Below are 16,430 nucleotides of genomic sequence, written 5' to 3'. Positions count from 1 at the left end.
CAACTGGGTAGGTTGACAGTAAACGATTCACAGCCTCGATCAATCGAGTGTAAACAATTAAATCATGCATAAATAGTCACCTGATGTTTGATTTCATACATGGTTCACCACCGCCAAACTCAACCTCATATGACACCATACATCGTTGAGTATAAATATAAAAACCATGGCGTATTGCCGACTCAGATGTACCTGATTAGAATGCATGAATCTCAATGACAGGACTAGGAAAATCGAGGACGACAATGAATCCAAGTAATATTCGAAATGCTGATTTTATTGATATTCAACGATCTGTCTTCGGTTTCACTGGTACGATCCTTGGAGGGCAACTAGAGTTGCCGAAGCAACTGGCTATTGGCGTTGGTGACGAACAAGCAATGAAGGACATTGCGGCATTCCGAGGTGCTGGCCACTTCACATTCAACCCAGTTGACATCATGCCTATCGAGATGACCTCTGGCCTCGGAATGCCAGTTCGTCTCGTTGTCTACTACGATCGTGCTCCTGTTGCTTATGCCGTAGGGTATATGACAAATGTCAGCATCGACCTCACTTTCTGGGAAGTCAGCCGAATGGCTCCAGATGAGATTGTTGTGTACTGGCTCCCCATCTTAACAGCCTCACTTGACGACCTATCTTTAGGTATGGAGCGCATTACTCAAAATGAGATCCAGGTACAACAGTTCGCATTTACATCACCAGCTCCATGTGACATCATCGCCTTCAAAGCCGTTGGATTTAACCATGTAGATAACTACACGAAAGGAATCCCCGCTGTGGTAACCTACAGGAATAATGGTTTATAAATTGACCATCGGCTTTTCCATCGGTATGATTACTCCCCCTTAATTTTTAAAATTTTTTACGCACACGTTGTTAACACGTTAGCTTAACAGGGTGTACACTTTTACCACCAATAGTGTGGACTATTTGGAGTATGCTATGGCAAATCGTGAGCTCATGAAAGCACTGGAAGCTGTGGTTTCGGAGTATGCAAATGGCCGCGGTCCTCTGGTAAAATTTGAAAAGCAAAATGAAGCTATTATCAAATTGGTATCAGAAAACAAAAGTCTGTTCCGATATCTCGGTACAGAGCACACTGCCTGGCAAGATGTCGCGTGCTAATGCACGAGTAGATTGCTAAAAAAAGGAGGCTACGCCTCCTTTTTTTGCGCCTAAATCATTGATTCTTCTCTTAAATCAATCATTTTCTTATAAAGTGTATCCACCTCACTCTCCTGCACATGGCACCAGGCCAGCACCGCTTGATAGAGCGGGTACCACTGCCGTTCCCACTCGCCGCGGCTAAGCGTCCCCAGCAAGGGTTCGATGGCACGGCGCACTTGGGTGCCGGGGATGGGCCGCAGCCCGGTACCACCGCAGCGCGGACACACCTTGTCGACGGCCTTGCCGTGCAGGCGGCTCAGCTCCAGGTCGCGGATCACCCCCCGCCCATGGCAGAACTGCGGGTGACAGGCCGCCCCTGGGGTATCCACCGTGCGACAATAGTGCTGCACCGCCAGCGCGGCGATCGCCTTCAGGGCCATCCCCTGGCCACGCTCCTTGATGGCCCCCACATACTTGGGTGCCAGCTTGCTGCACTGGGCCATCACCCCGATCACAGCCTTGTGGTGGCTGGATTTGTCCTTGGTGTAGCGGGCCATCATCAGTGCCAACCCCACCCCTTCATATTTCTGCACCAGCCCCAGCGCCCCCAGCACATCGGCCTGCGTCAAGTGAGAAGGCCCGGTAGAGCGGGACTGGATGGCCTGGATCATCGCCGAACGGGGTTCCCCTATCGAAAGCGCATATTCGAGTCGCATCAGAATGCCTCCAGTGACCAGTGGGCGCCTTTGCGCTGAACCCCGACGAAGGTGAACATCCAGTGCTGCTTGGCGGCCACCTTGATCTTCACCCTAGCATCGTCCTCCCAGAACCCCTTCACCTCGTGCAGCTCGATCAGCCCATCCCGGCGCACCACCATGAAGTCCGGGGTGTAGAAGGTCTTGTCGGCCAACCGCAGCTTGAGCGGCTCAAACTCGTAGTGCAGCACCTCGCCCGCCAGCATCAGAGTGCGCAGGTGGGCGGCATAGGCTTCCTCGGTCTTGTTCATGGATCCCGGTACCGGCTGCGGGCGGGCCCGCGCCTTCACCCCACTTCCACTATATGGCGTCATCCAAACACTCCCAGGCCGGCGGCCTTGTTCAACGTCATCACGACGTGATCCAGCTGGCTGCCGTGGGCTTGCTCCCACTGCTGCCAGCCCTTGTTGTGCAATTCCATGTGTGCCTGGTGGCAGAGCGGAAAGGTCATCAGGTCATGGGCCTTGCTGCCCATCACGCTGAGCCCGTGCCCCACCACGTGGTGCGCCTCGATGCCATCGGTCTGGCCGGTCACCACGCACGGCAACTGGCGGACGAACGCCAGATAGTTGGCCGACTCCCAGCGCCGCATCTTGGGGCGGGGGATATGCAGCATCGGCGGCTCCGGGTCGATGGCCTTTACCGCTGGCTTGATACGCAGCCGGCCGCGCAGCTCGGCCAGCGGATCCTGCTCCAGCAGCTCGATGCGATTCACCCGATAGCGGGCATCCGTCTCGCGATAGCCGCGTCCTGGCACCAGCAACCGCTCCGGCTCCAGCGGCGGCAAACGGCAGGCGTGGCGCACCACGGCGATCGGCAGATGCTGCTGCACCTTGAACACGCTGGCCCACCAGCAGAGATCCCGTGCCTGCAACTGGGCAAGGGCAACCCCACACCAGCCAGCCACCCGGGTCAGCAGTGCCCGGGCGATCGCCGCGGCGTACTCACCCTGGTTGAACGGCAACTGGCCATCCCGGTATGCGTTGTCATGGTGCCAGCACAATGGGAGCGGCAGGCCCCCCATCTCGGTGGTGACCGACTCCCCGATACAGCCATGGCCGATCAGGCACTGGCCCACGCTGCGCAAGGCCAGCTCGCCGCCGGCGGCGTTGACGATGGAAGGGTTGAGCAGGGCAATGGCCAGCTCCGGGAACTGGGTCAGCAGGTCGCCACCGTCTGGTGCAGGAACCAGTACCGCCGGGCGGTTGGCCAGGGAGGTGCGAAGCTGTGCCAGCCCCTCCCCTACCTTCAGCAGCACCATCCCCATCTCTGGCACAAAGACCGGATGGGTCGGCATCATCCCAGCTTCTCCACCATCTCCAGCTTGTCGAGCAGCGGGCCCAGGCGGGCAAGCAGCTGATAGCTGGCGGTGCGGCGCACGGAGAGGGACTCTGAGGCAATGATCCGACGGGCAGCCTCCGCGGCAGTCATGCCCGGGCAGGCGGTGTCGATAGAACGGAACAGCTCGGCGCTGGCATTGATGGCAGCCCCGACCGGGTTGCTGGCCTGCTGCTGCAGGTGCTGCACTCTGGCCGCACTGCGGCTAGTAAACTTGCTCATGTGACCCCTTTACCTCACGGTAGTGGTTCAGCCGATCGCGAAAATACTCCTGGTTATCCACGGGCTGATTGATGATTGCCCTGGCAACATCCTCTCGGGTCGCCAGGTTGCGGCGGCACTGCCAAACCAGCAAAGCCGCCTGCTTATTCAACTCTATCCGCTGACGCTCCTGATCAGGTAGCAGCGCCAGATTGAATGTCATGACCAGCGCTCACTACCCCTGCCAGCCCCTGCTTGAAGGCGTTCAGTATGTGGATCAGGTATGCCGCTTCATGGCGGGCATCGTGCAGAGCGTGGTGGCGGGTCCCCTCGAAAGACAGCTGATACTTGGGGTCAATACCCAGCAGTTGCCGCCCCATCCAGACCACAGTGCGTAGGCTCTGGTTGCCACGAAACCACCAGGGCTGCTCAACTCCCCACTGCTGATAGGCATGCGTCAACAGCACGTTGTCGAACTCACTGCCATTGCCCATCAACTCGACTGCTGCCACCTTCTCAAAATGGCGTCCGAGGAAGTTGGCCAACGCCTGCAGCGCATCCACCAGGAACAGGCGACCGGCATTGCCGAACATCTCCTCCCAGGCGGCCGGGCTATCCACCTTCTGCCGTTCCCAGAAAGCCAGGGTGTCGTCGTCACGCTGGCGGCCCTGTGCCAGATCGACCCGGCAGTAGAACTCATCCACAGCACGCAGTTGCCCCACATCGACAATGACCACTCCGATGGTGCCGATCACCGCATCCACACCCTGGCCGAGAGTCTCGATATCCACGACGGCGACCTTTTTGGGGTTATTCATACTGCATGTTCCTTGGTTGATATGGTTGTCTTCATGCCGCCACCTTCCCCAACCCGACCTTGGCCAGCAGCTCGGCGAACCTGCTCTGGTACCAGTGCGGCTGCGTCTCGCGCTGGCAGCGCGGATCCACGATGTTCTTGCCGTACAGCAGCCCCTTGGGTGTTATCGCCCAGAACTCCTTCTGCTTATCCGGTGACTTGGTGGAGGGGCGCCGCATCTTGGTCAGCAACCCGTTCGACTCGAGCAGGGCGTTGAAGTAGCGCACCCCCATGCTCACCCCGTGCTGCTTCAGCCCCTCGGTAGCCGAGAAGGTCGGCCGCGAACTGCCATCGGTGGCATCGCTCGGCGCGTCGATGGCGTAGGCTGGCAGCAGGTTAGGCAGACCGTGTTGGCGCTGGATGGTCTGCAGCATGCCCAGCTTGCCGGAATTGCTGACGTTCAGCATGCGGGCCGCGGTCTCAACGAACAGCAGCTCGACCTGTACCGCCTCCACGTTGATGACCGGGGACTGGCCGATCGCGTACTGCCCCGTCTTGCGAATGCTGGGCAGCACCTCACCGGTGACCCACTGCTTGAACCCCTTGGCCGCGGGCAGCTTACTGCCGAAGATCAGGGCATAGACCCCGCTCTCGCACAGGAAGCTGACCTCCTGCATCCCGCTGGTCGTGGGGGTGTCGCGTTTCACGACATCCCCCTCGTCCACATGGCGCTTCACCGCATCCCTCGGGTTGCTGTAGCCCAGCGCCTTGCACACATCGACGGCACAGAACAGCACGCGCCCGGCTTCATCGATCAGGCGCACCTTGCCAAACTCCATACTGTCAAAACTCAACACCTGCATGTCACTCTCCCGATTGTCATGTCCTTGGCATAGCCCCAAAAGATACTGTGTATTTATACAGCCATCAATCACCGTTTGTTATGTTCTCACGGCGGGATATGACCTACACCATCAACGGCAGATGCTGCCTGACCAGCAACCCCAGGGGGATCTCCTCGACGTCCAGCTGCAGCAGCACCAAGCCGAAGGCGTGAGCCCGGGTGAACTCCTGCCGCGCCCCCTTGCTCTGCTGCCAGCCGGGCAGAAACGCCACCGCCTCACACTCCATCAGCATCGGGATGGCGATCCGCATATAGGCATCATGATCCCAGCCATCCGGCAGCACGGCGGGGTTCATCACCCTGGCCCCCTGCCCTTGCAGGTAGGCCTCGGCGGCAAAGAACGCAGGCCGGTTGAACTGTGGCAGGCCAGTCATGGGCCCTGCCACATACACCTTCACCCCGGCCAGGTCGATCAGGCCACGTTCATTCAGTTCCTTCGGTTTAACTGTCATGATGGGCCTCCCCGGCCAGATCGCGATTCACACGGTTGAGCGCCACCAGCACCACCTTGGTGATCGCCAGCAGCAGAGTGCCCAACCACACCAGCAGCAACAGGATGGCCCGCAGCGGTGCCAGCAGCAGGCGCACCACAGGGCACGGGAACATCACCAACACCCAGCCCGCGAGGATCACCCACACCACCGGCGCCTGCAGCATCTGCCAGCCCATACCCCCCTCATAGGGCACCATGGCCAGCACAAACAGCGCCACGAACAGGTACATCAGCACGAAGAAGGCCTTAGCCATGGCTGGCCTCCTTGGTCTTCGCCGCCAGCTCTGAGAGCTCACGGCACGCCGACACCAGCCGTGGTTCATCCAGTAACGCCGCCTCGTCCTCTTGCACTTCTTCCCGCCATGCCCGCAGCGCTACCCATATCAGCACCAGCAACACGGCCAGCAGCAGCGCCCAGCCGACGATCAACATCCCAAACAGCATGCCTATGTTCATCCCTTCCTCCCCCTCCCGGTGGTGGCTTGAAGGGCTGCCTTGTGCATGGCAGCCCCGACAATCACGCCTATCTCGGTGCTCCAGGCACCAAACCCGATATCGTGGATCACCCACATCCCGATCGACACACAGATGCCACCCTCTTGGGCCTTCGCCAGCTCCTCGATGCCCAGCAGCGGCGCTTGCCAATCCCGGGTCGGGGTGTGCTGGGCGTAGTAGTGCATCATCCCCCTACCCTCACCAGCTCCACCGCCTGGCCCCGGATCCGCGCAGCCTCTGCCCGTGCCTCCTCGGCCCCATCCCACACCAGGTAATAACCGGCGCCGGTGGCGGCATCGGTCTTGCCCAGGGTATCCAGCGAATTCGACACCTCCAGGTGCACCCGCTCCCCCACCCAGCCCCGCACCGGTGGATAGATGGCCACCCGGCAGAACTGCGCCTCACGGACATCGCGCTCGACGTTCGCATTGAATTGACTGGCCATCACGCACCACCCCCGCGTTTGAACAACGCCTTCAAGCTGGCGACGCCGCGCTGCCCAGCTTGCTGGTAGAACTCGGGGCTGTGGCGGATCTGCTCACGAGTGGGCAACCCCTTCAGCACCTCCGCCTCGATATCCTCCCCGGCCATCACACGGCGCACGACCTGGTCATAGGCTTGAGCGAACACCTTGCGGTACTCGTCAGCGGTCAGCGTCTGGCGTTCGAAGCGGGTAGCGCGAGCGGCAATCACCACGGCCGGGTGGCTCTTACGGTGGCGTACCACATCGGCCAACGCCTGATCGACCGTCGGCAGTCCAAGCGACTCCGGCGTGATCTGGCACCACTTGATGAACATCCCGGTACTGGGGAAGAACGGGATCTCCTGCTCGCGAGCCACCCGCATGCCCAGCTGCAGCTGCTCGCGACTGGTGCACTCAGCATCCACCAGAGCTCGGGTCCATTCGGCCAGGGCTCGGCGCTGGGCGTCATCGGTCGGGAAAGCATGCTTCCAGGCAGGGAACACGATCTTCAACTGTTCGAACAACATCGACACCATCTGCGAGTCGTGGTCGGTCAAAACCCGCTGCTGCTGCTCTCCGACATGTGCAGCAAGACCACAACTCGTCATGTCCTCGAGCACTGCGCTCAGTGGTTTCATGCTCATCAGAAGCCCTCCTGCATCCGGCGATTCAGCTCGTCGGCGGTCATGGATTGGGTCAGGTCGGTATGCTGTCCACTGACGGGCCGATGGGTGGGGGCGTTGCGTCTCACCGTCAACGGGGTCCACTGCTGGCGCAGCTTCTGCGGGGACAGCACATTGGTGCACCAGAATGCATCCCGGCTCACCCAGTCATACAGCTCGCAGATATCCCGGTGGCTGCGCTGGTCGAGCTCGCGCATCAGGCGGATCACATTTGCCCACTGTGCCCAGTTCGGTTCAAGCGCGGTGGGCGCGATCACTTGCACCCGTTTGAACATCCACTGGGCGGTCGTCAGGTCTTCCGCCGTACCCCAGGCTTTGCCATTGGGCGTCTGGATCGCAGCCCCTGGGATAACCCTGGTCTTGGGCTCGGCAACAGTGGGCTCATCAGGGAGGGGGTCAGCAGTGACAGGCTCATCAGCGATAGGCTGTTCACTCTGCTGGTCGAAAGTCGCGACAGCGAGTTGAGACGAAGAGTCTTTAAGATCTGTCTTTATGTTCTTACTGATATAGTCTTCGGCGTGTTGTTCGGCGGGTAAATCCGCGCCGCCACTTTGCGAACCAGCCTCCAACCCCAGTGCTGGCGCGGCCTCAGAATCCGCGCCATATTCCGCGCTAAATATTTGCGATAATCCGCGCTGATAGGCATCGAAATTGAGCAGGCTCACCACGGTATAGCCCCCCTTGCCACGGGCCCCCACACAGCTGATTGCCCCCTCTGCCTTGAAGAACTCCAGCGCCCGGCGGGCCTGATCTTCCGAAATGCCGCACTCCTGCCCCAGGCTCTTGGCCGAGCACACCAACTGCCCGCGGGAAAGCTGCACCCGCTTGCCGCCAAACACCACGGTGCGCTGCTCGTGCGCCACCTCGAGGATCAGGTGAAACATCACCGCCTTCTTGGCGACATCCCGGTACCAGGCCGCGTTCTTCATGCTGCGGTAGAACAGGCGAAAACCGGTGCGGGCATTGTCGTCCACGTTGCAACCTCGTTGCGTTGAGGCGGCCACCGGGGCCGCCAGTCTGATCACCTCACCCATGGCCCACCTCCCGTAGATGCTGCATCAGGCAGTCAAGGTGGCGCCTTGCCTGCTCCGGGGAAACGGGGATCTTGATTCCGCCACGGAACCCGCCATAAACCAGGAATGTGCCGCACTGGCTACAAACCAGTCGTGGCAGCATGCTGGGAATGACACTGGGTCGACGCTGACGCGGAAGTGAAGGCCGAGGCAGCTCTGGCCGCTGATGCCCGACCAAAGACATGCTATTGGCACCTTGCTCAAAGGCATTGTTAACCGTATGCTTTTCCATGTTCTCATCCCCAATCGATGACTGAACCATGGCCTCGGCTGTTGACGCAGCGCGGGGCCGCCTTGTATCTACTTGCTGGAAGTCGTCGGCAGTTGCCGCACATTTGCGCCAGTGCTGCTGATCAGCCCCAGCACATGCTCGGCGGCCTGGGTACCGATGCGCTCGATTTGTCCCTGCTCTATCCTGTCGATCACCCCGTCTGCCCGAGCGTCGTGAATGGCCTGCATCAACTTGCCGAACACCGCCTGCGCCAGCAGCACCTGCTCTACCAGGTCGTCATCGCTCACGACCCCCGCTGGTAAGTCCACCAGCACCTTGCCCCGACTGACGGCCCAGGCATCGAGGATGGCGTTATCACCGGTGATCTCGGTGACGGCAACCGCCTCGGCCAGGGTGAGATGGCGGTCGTCGCAATCCGGGTTGAGCTTCTTGCAAAACTCCGCCGGTTTGCGCCCCATCAGCCGCGCCAGTTCGCTGGCGTTGAAGCGATGGCCAATGCCATAAGCCGCCGCCATCACGTCCGATGACCGGAAAACCGCACTGACTTTTGCCGTGGTGTCATTCCGTTGCTCTGTCATAGTGATCCCTAACGGTTGGTTATAAATGCCCGGTGAATGCTGATACAATCGCCCGCCCTTCGTCGGTCAGAGGCAATTCAGCAAGCTCAGATTGGCTCAAACCTTGCTGCTTGAGCTTGGCCACCCAGGTGCTTGGCACTTTGCCACGCCTGAAGGCGTTGCTTACCCCCTCCGGGGTGATGCCGAGCGCAGCCGCGATGGCACTCTTGGTACCGAATCGAGTTAACAGGGTATGCATGGCGTCCTCTGGCGTTTAACACACACCAAATCATAACTCTTGGTTAGTAAAATTCGCAAGAGGTTAAAGTTAGGCGAAATTGACAAACAATAACTGGACGTTAGGAAATGGATGAGAAACAGACACCAATGGCGCGTTTTGAAGCCGACAAAATTGCATTCTCGCAGCGACTTAATGCCGCTCTCGATGAATTGGGCTGGCCTGCTCGAGGCCGGATAGTTCGACTTAAACGCACGTTGAGGGAAAGCCTGTCTGAAATCTCTGTACGCAAATGGCTCAAAGGTGAGGGGTTGCCTGAAGTAAAGCGCCTGGGAGAGCTCTCGCGCATCACTGGCAAGAGTGTGCAGTGGTTGCTGACAGGCACCGATCCGGGTGACGGCAATATCGAGCCACAACCGTTCCCTATCTACCAGGTGCCCTTGATTTCGTGGGTTAGTGCCGGGGAGTTTAAGGACTGCGGCGACATCCCGAGTCTGGAAGAGGCAGAAGAGGTCACCATCAGCCCAGTTCGCGTCAGCACCCGGGCCTATGCCGTGCGGGTGAAGGGTGACTCCATGGTCGCGCCCATGGGGGGAAAGTCATACCCTGACGGCACTATCATCATCGTGGATCCAGAAGTGGAACCTGCCCATGGCAAGAAGGTGATAGCCCGCTATGGCAGCGACATGACCTTCAAAGAGCTGGTGATGGATTCCGGTTCCTGGTGGTTAAAACCCCTCAACCCGCAATACCCCCTGCTGCCGGTCAATGAAGACGTGCAGATCTGCGCCGTACTGGTCTGCTCGGTGATGGTCGAGTAACGCCAATCCGCAATCGGGTTATGAATCTGCATCGCGATTTGCAAGCAACTGCCGCTTGAGCAGGTCGAACTCCTGCATGGTGATCTCACCGTGCTCACGCAGCCACACCAGTTTGCCCAGTTCATCTGCCACACTGCCGCCGTGCTCAGGCCTCACCGCCTGAGCGGCGCACTGATGGATCAATCCCTCTACTCGCGCCACCCACACCTCTGCAGACCGTCTGGCCTGCGCCACCGCAGCCGAATCTGCCCTGAACTCCCCGGCCAGCAGGGTGATGCTCAGCAGTTGATAATCGGGCTCCTGGGTGGTGATCAACACCTGCACCAACGACACGGTCCCCGTGCTGGTTTGCTTGGCGCTCAGGCCGCCCAGCAATGCGCCGACACCGCCCATCAACACACCGCCAACCAACGCCCGACCTAGCTGACTGCCGCCCTGCGTCTTGGTGTGCGTGGCGCCGGCCGTCTCCCTGACCTTGACCCCGATCACCTGCGTACCCTGGATGATCTTGCGGGCACGGATATGCCCATCAAAAAAGCGCACCGCCAACCGGTGGCGGACCATGTCTATCCCTATCCCCTCCCAGCCCCCATCAGACCAGGTGTGGTACGTGGCCACAAACGCCTCTTGCTGCTGCTTCACCGCCAACTGATGGGCCAGGTCGGCCCCCACCCCGCCAAGCAGCGTGGACCCGCATTGCGGGCACGGGCTCTCTCCTTCCTCAATCAGCGCATGACACGCTTGGCACTCCATCAACCTGCTCACTCGGCATCCCTCCCTTCAGCACGTCCCAGTTTTGCACCGAATGAGCCTGAATGAAAAAAAACTAAAAAACCTAACTTTCGGGTATTGATCGAAAACAAACCTGATATATGCTAACCAAAAGTTAGGAATTGAATTCAGTGCGAAAGACGACCCCAGCCGGAGGGCCAGAACAACACTGGCAGCGGTGGCAACAAACCGCTTGGGGACATAACACCGGCAACCGGGCTGACTCACCTCCCCGCTCTCCCTTGGCAAGGCTGGTATGCGTGCCGACCAAGGTGACCGGAAAACACAGTCAGTGACCGGCTGGCAGCTGGAAAGACAGCGTTGTTGAAGTGATAGCGAACGAAGCGAGTGGCGGGTCTGACTCCCCAGCCACCCCCCGGTGAAAGGCCGGGACACAACTGGGATTGCATTGGAAATGGTAGGCCTGCCGGTTCTTTCGGTACACCGCAATGATGCCAGTGCAATCCGCAGTTGTGGTGATGGCGAGCGCAGCTGCCGGACGAAACCGTGTGACAACAAGACCCTGTTGGGGTGGAAACACACGCGAATGACGAGATGGTGCATGAGAAGACATCACCGGCCTCCACAGCCAACCGATTTGACCACCCCAAGGAGGTGATCATATCTCCCACCGCAGGGTTACGCGGTCGCCTGGTCCCGCTGTGAAGCGCCACCCAGGCCCTCGCCGAGAGGCGACAGTTTCGATAGGTAGGTCTGCCCGTGAGGGCGCACCGGTACCAATAGCAAGAACGGCTGACTCACTGTGAAGTGCTCAAGCCACCACCACAGGTGCAACGCATGTGGTTACTACTCCTGATGTTGATCTGGCTGCTCGGGCTGGCAGCTGACCAACTTGCAATACCAGCCGTCACCCACCTGACGGCGCCATCAAGGGCAGCACCACTGCCCATGCTGGCACAGGGCTCCGGGCCCTGACCAATCAGCCCGAGTTGTTCTCTCCTGGCCCCGGCAACGGGGCCCTTATCCCACAAGCGATAGCGGCCCAACAGCGGGTCACGGCCTCCTATTGCCTGTCGCTTGCGTGATGAGACCAATTTCAGACATAGCGGAGGCAGCCATGCACCCACGCGAGTTCATTGCCAAGCACATCAAGGCAACGCTGGAGAAGGAGGAATTCCCCCCCCATGCGGTCTCGCTGGGGGTGAAAGAAGCCACCTTCTATTTTGACCGGACGCCCAGCTTCGCCAAGGGGAAGGTGTTCGATGAGTGCCTCAAGGCGGCCCGCGCAGTAGCCAGGGTCGCAAAGAAGGCCAAGCCCTGATCCGGGGAGCGGGTCATATCTCAACGAAGAGGCAACGATGAACCACTACGCCCAAGCGCTGGCAGAACTGCAGGCCCAGCCTGACCACGAGCTCAAGCAGATTGGCGACCAATGGCAGACCCCCAAGGCATTGGCCTGGGGCCTGTTCCACCAGTTCGCCCCCACCCTGGGGCCGGTAGTGCTCGACATGTTCGCCGATGACTGCAACGCTCTGGTGCCGCACTACTACGACGCCGAAGACAATGCCCTCACCCAGGAGCTGGCCGCCGACCTGCGCTGCTTCGGTGGTGCCGCCTTCGGCAACCCGCCCTACTCCCGCCCTTGCACGGATAGCGAGGGCAACCCCATCACCGGGATGGAGGCCATCCTCAACTACTGCCGCGAGCAGCGGGCACAGGGCGCCAAGATCATGCTGCTCATCAAGGCAGCCACCAGCGAGACCTGGTGGCCGGAGGATGCCGACTTCATCCAGTTCATCAGCGGCCGCATCGGCTTTGAAGTCCCGAGCTGGTACGTGCCCCGCGATCCGAAGCAGGACAAACCCAGCGCCAGCGGCTTTGCCTCTGCCGTGGCGATCTTCGATGCAAGCTGGCAGGGCGAGCGTCGACCCGAGGCACGCCTGCGCCGGGATGACCTCATCACCACCGGCCAGATCATCCTCGACATGATCCACCGCCAGGCGGTTGCCCTCAACGAAGAAGCCAGCCAGGCCATCGCCAAGGCCACTTCTACCGAGCCAGCCATGCTGCTGGACGAACCTGCCGTCGCCAAGCCGACAGCGTGGGAACCGCCAGTGGCCAGCGATGACACGACCAACGCCGCTGCGGCTGACGAGCTGGCAATGCTGGAGCTGGTATTGCCCATCACGGACAGCACCATGCTGGCCGAGCAGGGCTATTCCGATGCTGGCAGCATCATGGGCAAACAGCTCGAGTGCAGCGACCTGAGCGAAGAGCAGCTGGCCACGGTCAGGGGCTATGTGCAGGGTTGGCTGGACGAGCCCTATCCACTCTCCGAGATCTTCTATCGGCTTGATCTGGCCGTCGCCAACCTGCTGGCCGGTAAGCCTATCCATCAGGGCTTTGTCGCAGAAGATAATCGATCACCCGCCCTGCCCCACTGGCAGCGCCACCCCGCAGTGAAGGGGGTTATCTACCAGATCGACGATGCGGACATCCTGACCCCGGCCAGGACCGCCGAGCTGGCCGCCTGGATCATCGACAACCTGACGGCCCCCGGCGATCTGCTGGCACAGGCCACCGCCAAAGCCGCCGAGCTGTTGGCGCAGAGTGCCGAACCTGTGCAGAGCGAACTGCAGCTCGAGCTGTTGTCTGAGCCAGAACCGGATAGCCACCAGCAAGACGAGGCCCCCAACATCAAGCCGCTGGAAGACTGGGCCTTCGACTACCAGAACGACGAGCTCAATCTGGGTGGCGCCGAGTGGTCGTGCTTCGTCGCCGTGCTGACCGTGCTCTACGGCGCCAAGGAGCACTACACCGCCCGGGAGGTAGCGATCGCCATCTCGGTCAGCGACGAGCAGCTCATGGACGAATACACCACTCTGGACGAGGAAACCAAAGCGCTGCTGCGCAAGACTGTCTCCACTCTGAAGCAGGTTGAGGGATACAACTTCACAGAGGCCTTCACCATGCTCGACCTGCACCGCCAGGAGGCCGTCATCGCCTTGCTGAACGCCCTGCATAACGAGCCGACCCTCAGCCCCGTCACGCAAAAGAGCGTGATGATCAACGCCATTACCCGAGTGAATGAGGTGATGGCATGAGCAAATCACTTCGCCGCTCCCGCGCCGTCAGGGCCAAGGTGACCGGGGCCCCGCTTAACCTGGACTCTGCCATCAACGTGGACTTGTTCGCCGGCGGCGGCGGTGCCAGCACCGGGATCGAGCGTGGGCTGGGGCGCCCGGTGCACATCGCCATCAACCACAACTCGAAGGCTCTTTCCATGCACCAGGCAAACCACCCGGAGGCCCTGCACCTGCAGGAGGATATCTGGGCCGTGGACCCGGTTGCTGTGCTGGCAGGGCGCTCGGTCGGTTGGCTGCACGCCAGCCCGGATTGCACCCACCACTCACAGGCCGCCGGCGGTCAGCCGCGCAAGCAGGAGATCCGCAGCCTGGCATGGGTGATCACCAAATGGCTTGCCCTGAGCAAACCTGCCGTGCTTTCCATGGAGAACGTCAAGCAGATGCGCACCTGGGGGCCCCTCATCGCCAAGCGGGACAAGGCCACTGGCCGGGTCATCAAGCTGGTCGAGGTTCAGCGCGGCAAGAAGACCAAGATCGAGCAGCATATCGCCGAGCCCGGGGAGCGGGTGCCACGCCAGCAGCAATACCTTGTGCCGGATCCCAAGCGGGCAGGCCAGACTTGGCGCCGCTTTCTGGCCAGCATCGAGCGCATGGGGTATGAGCTTGACCATACCGTGAAGAATGCAGCCGATTACGGTGCGGCCACCAGCCGCCAGCGCCTCTACCTCGTTGCCCGCCGGGACGGGGAACCCGTTTGCTGGCCCGCCCCGACGCATTGCAAGGCCCCGGCACCAGGCAGCCACCTCAAGCCCTATCGGGTAACGGCGGATCACATCGACTGGTCTATCCCCTGCCCCAGCATCTTCCTCACCAAGGAAGAAGCCCGGGCACAGGGGCTGAACGTCAAACGCCCACTGGCCGATGCCACCCTGGAGCGCGTGGCAATCGGGGTGATCCGCGAGGTGCTGACCAATCCCAAGCCCTTCGTCATCGAGCTGGCCAACTGGTCAGGGCGCGGTGTCGATTCGGTTGATGCCCCATTGCGCACTATTACAGGCTGGCCCAAGGGTGGCGCGTTCGCCGTGTGCAACCCGAGTCTGGCCCCTCTGGTGGTGCGCCACTTCGGAAAAGGGGGTGAGCACGGGGTGGATGAACCTGCAGCAGCCATCATGGCCGGCGGCGGTGGCAAGTCCATGCTGGCGGCTCCCTTGATGGTGCAGGCCAATGGTGGGTTCAACACCGTGCCCGCCAGATCCGTGACTGACCCATGCAGCACCATCACCTCGAGCGGCAGCCAGCAGCAACTGGCCTCAGCCTTCATGGTGCACCTGCGCAAGAACCTGCCACCGAGCACTCCAGAAAGCCAGCTCCCCACCATCGTCTCAGCGGGCCAGCACCACGCCCTGGTGCAGACCGTGATGGCGAGCCCGGGTGAGTGCGGCCTGACACCGGAGCAAGAGGCCGGAGCCCTGCGGGTCAGCGCCTTCCTGATGCGCTACTACTCGAGCGGCGGGCAGTGGGGTGCTGTCACCGAGCCGATGCACACCATCACCACCAAGGACCGGCTGGCACTGGTGACCGTGACCTGGTGCGGCAACACCTGGGTGATCGTGGATATCGGCCTGCGCATGCTGGTACCGAAAGAGCTCTATGGCTGCCAGGGCATGCCGCGCCACTACATCCATGACCGCGGCCACGACGGCACCCCGCTCTCCATCACCGATCAAGTGTTGATGGTGGGCAACAGCGTCAGCCCGCCGCCGATGGCGGCCATCGCCAGAGCCAATAACCCGTACAAGCAGCTGCAAGCCAGGAGGGCAGCATGAGCGTTGTTCAGGACGTTGCCGAGTGGATTCATGCCCGCACCGGCGGCGCCATCAGTGCCGATGTAGCCGCCGAGTTCTCCCTCACTGTCAGTGAGGCCAGCATCGTGATGGGCCAGATCCACAGGGAGGCCCGCTTCACCACCCGGATTGAACACTTCTGCATGGTTGGGGACAACGGTCGCGGGCGCCATACCCGCCGCCTCTTCGTTGATGCAGTCAAACCGCCGCAATGGCGCAAGACCCCGGTGATCGGCATCAATGGGGATCAGGTCGTCCGGTTCGACAGTGTCACTGATGCAGAGACCAAAGGCGGTTTTGTCAGGGTCGGCATCACCCGCTGTCTTGCCGGCCAGCAGAAACAACACGGCGGTTATCGCTGGCAAATCGACACAACCAAAGGAGCAGGCCAATGCACCGTTACACCTACACCCTGAATGCGGCCACAGAGTTGGGGGCTGCGCCGGATCGCCTGACCGGGACCATCGAGGCGCACCACCCGATGACCCACCAACAGATCCGGCTGGCCGCCATCGACAAGGCCCCGGCCCAGTATCTGAATTTCAACGAACTGGAGTACCAGGAGATTGAATGCCCCCTGAATTGAATGCCCGGCCATGCAGGCCTGGA

The 16,430-nt window shown here is 60.8% G+C and carries 25 protein-coding genes; 8 read left to right on the top strand and 17 right to left on the bottom strand.

Annotated features, from left to right (window positions below; genetic code table 11):
* Nucleotides 1-245 precede the first annotated feature (245 nt).
* Both BN1120_RS15425 and BN1120_RS21385 read left to right on the top strand, forming a co-directional pair.
* Entirely contained in the window at nucleotides 246-809 is a 564-nt protein-coding gene (locus tag BN1120_RS15425) for a hypothetical protein (protein WP_145983733.1), read from the top strand.
* A 136-nt stretch (nucleotides 810-945) separates the two neighbouring features.
* Entirely contained in the window at nucleotides 946-1,128 is a 183-nt protein-coding gene (locus tag BN1120_RS21385; RefSeq protein ID WP_145983732.1) for a hypothetical protein, read from the top strand.
* Nucleotides 1,129-1,178: 50 nt separating this feature from the next.
* On the opposite strand, the gene BN1120_RS15420 is transcribed toward BN1120_RS21385, so the two are convergent.
* The 16 genes from BN1120_RS15420 to BN1120_RS15345 all read right to left on the bottom strand — a co-directional run bounded on the left by BN1120_RS15420 (nucleotide 1,179) and on the right by BN1120_RS15345 (nucleotide 9,359).
* Complete coding sequence (locus BN1120_RS15420) at nucleotides 1,179-1,826, bottom strand: antitermination protein Q (protein WP_111736012.1); 648 nt, start codon at nucleotides 1,824-1,826, stop codon at nucleotides 1,179-1,181.
* A complete protein-coding gene (locus BN1120_RS15415) occupies nucleotides 1,826-2,116 on the bottom strand; it encodes a DUF1064 domain-containing protein (protein ID WP_042016858.1) in 291 nt (96 codons plus the stop codon). Before BN1120_RS15415 ends, BN1120_RS15420 begins: the two co-directional genes overlap by 1 nt.
* Nucleotides 2,117-2,175: 59 nt before the next feature.
* Complete coding sequence (locus tag BN1120_RS15410; RefSeq protein ID WP_042016744.1) at nucleotides 2,176-3,165, bottom strand: DUF968 domain-containing protein; 990 nt, start codon at nucleotides 3,163-3,165, stop codon at nucleotides 2,176-2,178.
* Complete coding sequence (locus BN1120_RS15405) at nucleotides 3,162-3,425, bottom strand: hypothetical protein (RefSeq protein WP_042016743.1); 264 nt, start codon at nucleotides 3,423-3,425, stop codon at nucleotides 3,162-3,164. Before BN1120_RS15405 ends, BN1120_RS15410 begins: the two co-directional genes overlap by 4 nt.
* Nucleotides 3,409-3,627, bottom strand: a complete 219-nt coding sequence (locus BN1120_RS20950; protein ID WP_080768058.1) for a DUF3283 family protein — start codon at nucleotides 3,625-3,627, stop codon at nucleotides 3,409-3,411. The genes BN1120_RS15405 and BN1120_RS20950 overlap by 17 nt, the downstream gene beginning before the upstream one ends.
* Nucleotides 3,599-4,222: a 3'-5' exonuclease gene (locus BN1120_RS15400; RefSeq protein WP_042016742.1), complete on the bottom strand. Its 624-nt coding sequence runs from the start codon at nucleotides 4,220-4,222 to the stop codon at nucleotides 3,599-3,601. The genes BN1120_RS20950 and BN1120_RS15400 overlap by 29 nt, the downstream gene beginning before the upstream one ends.
* Before the next feature lie 31 nt (nucleotides 4,223-4,253).
* Nucleotides 4,254-5,063 carry a BRO-N domain-containing protein gene (locus BN1120_RS15395; RefSeq protein ID WP_042016741.1) on the bottom strand — a complete coding sequence of 270 codons (810 nt, stop codon included), beginning with the start codon at nucleotides 5,061-5,063 and terminating at the stop codon, nucleotides 4,254-4,256.
* A 103-nt stretch (nucleotides 5,064-5,166) separates the two neighbouring features.
* On the bottom strand, nucleotides 5,167-5,556 hold the full coding sequence (locus BN1120_RS15390; protein ID WP_052455422.1) for a DUF4406 domain-containing protein: 390 nt from the start codon (nucleotides 5,554-5,556) through the stop codon (nucleotides 5,167-5,169).
* Complete coding sequence (locus BN1120_RS15385; RefSeq protein ID WP_042016739.1) at nucleotides 5,546-5,851, bottom strand: hypothetical protein; 306 nt, start codon at nucleotides 5,849-5,851, stop codon at nucleotides 5,546-5,548. The genes BN1120_RS15390 and BN1120_RS15385 overlap by 11 nt, the downstream gene beginning before the upstream one ends.
* Nucleotides 5,844-6,053: a hypothetical protein gene (locus BN1120_RS15380; protein ID WP_042016738.1), complete on the bottom strand. Its 210-nt coding sequence runs from the start codon at nucleotides 6,051-6,053 to the stop codon at nucleotides 5,844-5,846. Before BN1120_RS15380 ends, BN1120_RS15385 begins: the two co-directional genes overlap by 8 nt.
* A complete protein-coding gene (locus BN1120_RS15375; protein WP_231959418.1) occupies nucleotides 6,050-6,280 on the bottom strand; it encodes a hypothetical protein in 231 nt (76 codons plus the stop codon). The genes BN1120_RS15380 and BN1120_RS15375 overlap by 4 nt, the downstream gene beginning before the upstream one ends.
* Nucleotides 6,277-6,537, bottom strand: coding sequence for a hypothetical protein (locus BN1120_RS15370; protein WP_042016737.1), 261 nt, complete (start codon nucleotides 6,535-6,537; stop codon nucleotides 6,277-6,279). The genes BN1120_RS15375 and BN1120_RS15370 overlap by 4 nt, the downstream gene beginning before the upstream one ends.
* Nucleotides 6,537-7,091, bottom strand: a complete 555-nt coding sequence (locus BN1120_RS15365) for a replication protein P (RefSeq protein ID WP_162183361.1) — start codon at nucleotides 7,089-7,091, stop codon at nucleotides 6,537-6,539. Before BN1120_RS15365 ends, BN1120_RS15370 begins: the two co-directional genes overlap by 1 nt.
* Nucleotides 7,092-7,198: 107 nt before the next feature.
* Nucleotides 7,199-8,272 carry a hypothetical protein gene (locus BN1120_RS21380; RefSeq protein ID WP_052455420.1) on the bottom strand — a complete coding sequence of 358 codons (1,074 nt, stop codon included), beginning with the start codon at nucleotides 8,270-8,272 and terminating at the stop codon, nucleotides 7,199-7,201.
* Nucleotides 8,273-8,611: 339 nt separating this feature from the next.
* A complete protein-coding gene (locus BN1120_RS15350; protein WP_042016735.1) occupies nucleotides 8,612-9,121 on the bottom strand; it encodes a phage regulatory CII family protein in 510 nt (169 codons plus the stop codon).
* A gap of 19 nt (nucleotides 9,122-9,140) precedes the next feature.
* The gene (locus BN1120_RS15345; protein ID WP_042016734.1) at nucleotides 9,141-9,359 is read right to left on the bottom strand and encodes a hypothetical protein; all 219 of its coding nucleotides are present in this window, start codon (nucleotides 9,357-9,359) and stop codon (nucleotides 9,141-9,143) included.
* A gap of 107 nt (nucleotides 9,360-9,466) precedes the next feature.
* Here BN1120_RS15345 and BN1120_RS15340 point away from each other — a divergent pair, with 107 nt between their 5' ends.
* On the top strand, nucleotides 9,467-10,159 hold the full coding sequence (locus tag BN1120_RS15340; protein ID WP_080768057.1) for a LexA family protein: 693 nt from the start codon (nucleotides 9,467-9,469) through the stop codon (nucleotides 10,157-10,159).
* A gap of 18 nt (nucleotides 10,160-10,177) precedes the next feature.
* Here BN1120_RS15340 and BN1120_RS21625 read toward each other — a convergent pair whose 3' ends face one another.
* Nucleotides 10,178-10,924: a hypothetical protein gene (locus tag BN1120_RS21625; protein ID WP_197713271.1), complete on the bottom strand. Its 747-nt coding sequence runs from the start codon at nucleotides 10,922-10,924 to the stop codon at nucleotides 10,178-10,180.
* 1,084 nt (nucleotides 10,925-12,008) lie between these two features.
* Between BN1120_RS21625 and BN1120_RS15330 the strand changes: the two genes are divergently transcribed.
* Genes BN1120_RS15330 through BN1120_RS15310 form a run of 5 tightly spaced genes read left to right on the top strand, consistent with a single transcriptional unit; the run spans nucleotide 12,009 to nucleotide 16,407 of the window.
* The gene (locus BN1120_RS15330; RefSeq protein ID WP_042016732.1) at nucleotides 12,009-12,212 is read left to right on the top strand and encodes a hypothetical protein; all 204 of its coding nucleotides are present in this window, start codon (nucleotides 12,009-12,011) and stop codon (nucleotides 12,210-12,212) included.
* 37 nt (nucleotides 12,213-12,249) lie between these two features.
* Complete coding sequence (locus BN1120_RS21780) at nucleotides 12,250-13,995, top strand: phage N-6-adenine-methyltransferase (protein ID WP_231959417.1); 1,746 nt, start codon at nucleotides 12,250-12,252, stop codon at nucleotides 13,993-13,995.
* Complete coding sequence (locus BN1120_RS15320) at nucleotides 13,992-15,803, top strand: DNA cytosine methyltransferase (protein WP_042016730.1); 1,812 nt, start codon at nucleotides 13,992-13,994, stop codon at nucleotides 15,801-15,803. The genes BN1120_RS21780 and BN1120_RS15320 overlap by 4 nt, the downstream gene beginning before the upstream one ends.
* Complete coding sequence (locus BN1120_RS15315) at nucleotides 15,800-16,237, top strand: hypothetical protein (RefSeq protein WP_042016728.1); 438 nt, start codon at nucleotides 15,800-15,802, stop codon at nucleotides 16,235-16,237. The genes BN1120_RS15320 and BN1120_RS15315 overlap by 4 nt, the downstream gene beginning before the upstream one ends.
* The gene (locus tag BN1120_RS15310) at nucleotides 16,213-16,407 is read left to right on the top strand and encodes a hypothetical protein (protein ID WP_042016727.1); all 195 of its coding nucleotides are present in this window, start codon (nucleotides 16,213-16,215) and stop codon (nucleotides 16,405-16,407) included. Before BN1120_RS15315 ends, BN1120_RS15310 begins: the two co-directional genes overlap by 25 nt.
* The last annotated feature ends 23 nt before the right edge of the window (nucleotides 16,408-16,430 follow it).

It is taken from the genome of Aeromonas caviae (assembly GCF_000819785.1).
Lineage (GTDB): Bacteria > Pseudomonadota > Gammaproteobacteria > Enterobacterales > Aeromonadaceae > Aeromonas > Aeromonas caviae.
This window is presented reverse-complemented; position numbering and strand designations above follow the sequence as displayed.

Coding starts and splice junctions, on each gene's coding strand:
- BN1120_RS15405 (WP_042016743.1), bottom strand. CDS start 3,425: ATGAGCAAGTTTACTAGCCGCAGTGCGGCCAGAGTGCAGCACCTGCAG.
- BN1120_RS15375 (WP_231959418.1), bottom strand. CDS start 6,280: ATGATGCACTACTACGCCCAGCACACCCCGACCCGGGATTGGCAAGCG.
- BN1120_RS21780 (WP_231959417.1), top strand. CDS start 12,250: ATGAACCACTACGCCCAAGCGCTGGCAGAACTGCAGGCCCAGCCTGAC.
- BN1120_RS15410 (WP_042016744.1), bottom strand. CDS start 3,165: ATGATGCCGACCCATCCGGTCTTTGTGCCAGAGATGGGGATGGTGCTG.
- BN1120_RS15345 (WP_042016734.1), bottom strand. CDS start 9,359: ATGCATACCCTGTTAACTCGATTCGGTACCAAGAGTGCCATCGCGGCT.
- BN1120_RS15365 (WP_162183361.1), bottom strand. CDS start 7,091: ATGGTGTCGATGTTGTTCGAACAGTTGAAGATCGTGTTCCCTGCCTGG.
- BN1120_RS15380 (WP_042016738.1), bottom strand. CDS start 6,053: ATGAACATAGGCATGCTGTTTGGGATGTTGATCGTCGGCTGGGCGCTG.
- BN1120_RS15310 (WP_042016727.1), top strand. CDS start 16,213: ATGCACCGTTACACCTACACCCTGAATGCGGCCACAGAGTTGGGGGCT.
- BN1120_RS15415 (WP_042016858.1), bottom strand. CDS start 2,116: ATGAACAAGACCGAGGAAGCCTATGCCGCCCACCTGCGCACTCTGATG.
- BN1120_RS15330 (WP_042016732.1), top strand. CDS start 12,009: ATGCACCCACGCGAGTTCATTGCCAAGCACATCAAGGCAACGCTGGAG.
- BN1120_RS15390 (WP_052455422.1), bottom strand. CDS start 5,556: ATGACAGTTAAACCGAAGGAACTGAATGAACGTGGCCTGATCGACCTG.
- BN1120_RS21380 (WP_052455420.1), bottom strand. CDS start 8,272: ATGGGTGAGGTGATCAGACTGGCGGCCCCGGTGGCCGCCTCAACGCAA.
- BN1120_RS15420 (WP_111736012.1), bottom strand. CDS start 1,826: ATGCGACTCGAATATGCGCTTTCGATAGGGGAACCCCGTTCGGCGATG.
- BN1120_RS15320 (WP_042016730.1), top strand. CDS start 13,992: ATGAGCAAATCACTTCGCCGCTCCCGCGCCGTCAGGGCCAAGGTGACC.
- BN1120_RS15315 (WP_042016728.1), top strand. CDS start 15,800: ATGAGCGTTGTTCAGGACGTTGCCGAGTGGATTCATGCCCGCACCGGC.
- BN1120_RS15340 (WP_080768057.1), top strand. CDS start 9,467: ATGGATGAGAAACAGACACCAATGGCGCGTTTTGAAGCCGACAAAATT.
- BN1120_RS15395 (WP_042016741.1), bottom strand. CDS start 5,063: ATGCAGGTGTTGAGTTTTGACAGTATGGAGTTTGGCAAGGTGCGCCTG.
- BN1120_RS15350 (WP_042016735.1), bottom strand. CDS start 9,121: ATGACAGAGCAACGGAATGACACCACGGCAAAAGTCAGTGCGGTTTTC.
- BN1120_RS15400 (WP_042016742.1), bottom strand. CDS start 4,222: ATGAATAACCCCAAAAAGGTCGCCGTCGTGGATATCGAGACTCTCGGC.
- BN1120_RS15370 (WP_042016737.1), bottom strand. CDS start 6,537: ATGGCCAGTCAATTCAATGCGAACGTCGAGCGCGATGTCCGTGAGGCG.
- BN1120_RS15425 (WP_145983733.1), top strand. CDS start 246: ATGAATCCAAGTAATATTCGAAATGCTGATTTTATTGATATTCAACGA.
- BN1120_RS15385 (WP_042016739.1), bottom strand. CDS start 5,851: ATGGCTAAGGCCTTCTTCGTGCTGATGTACCTGTTCGTGGCGCTGTTT.
- BN1120_RS20950 (WP_080768058.1), bottom strand. CDS start 3,627: ATGACATTCAATCTGGCGCTGCTACCTGATCAGGAGCGTCAGCGGATA.
- BN1120_RS21385 (WP_145983732.1), top strand. CDS start 946: ATGGCAAATCGTGAGCTCATGAAAGCACTGGAAGCTGTGGTTTCGGAG.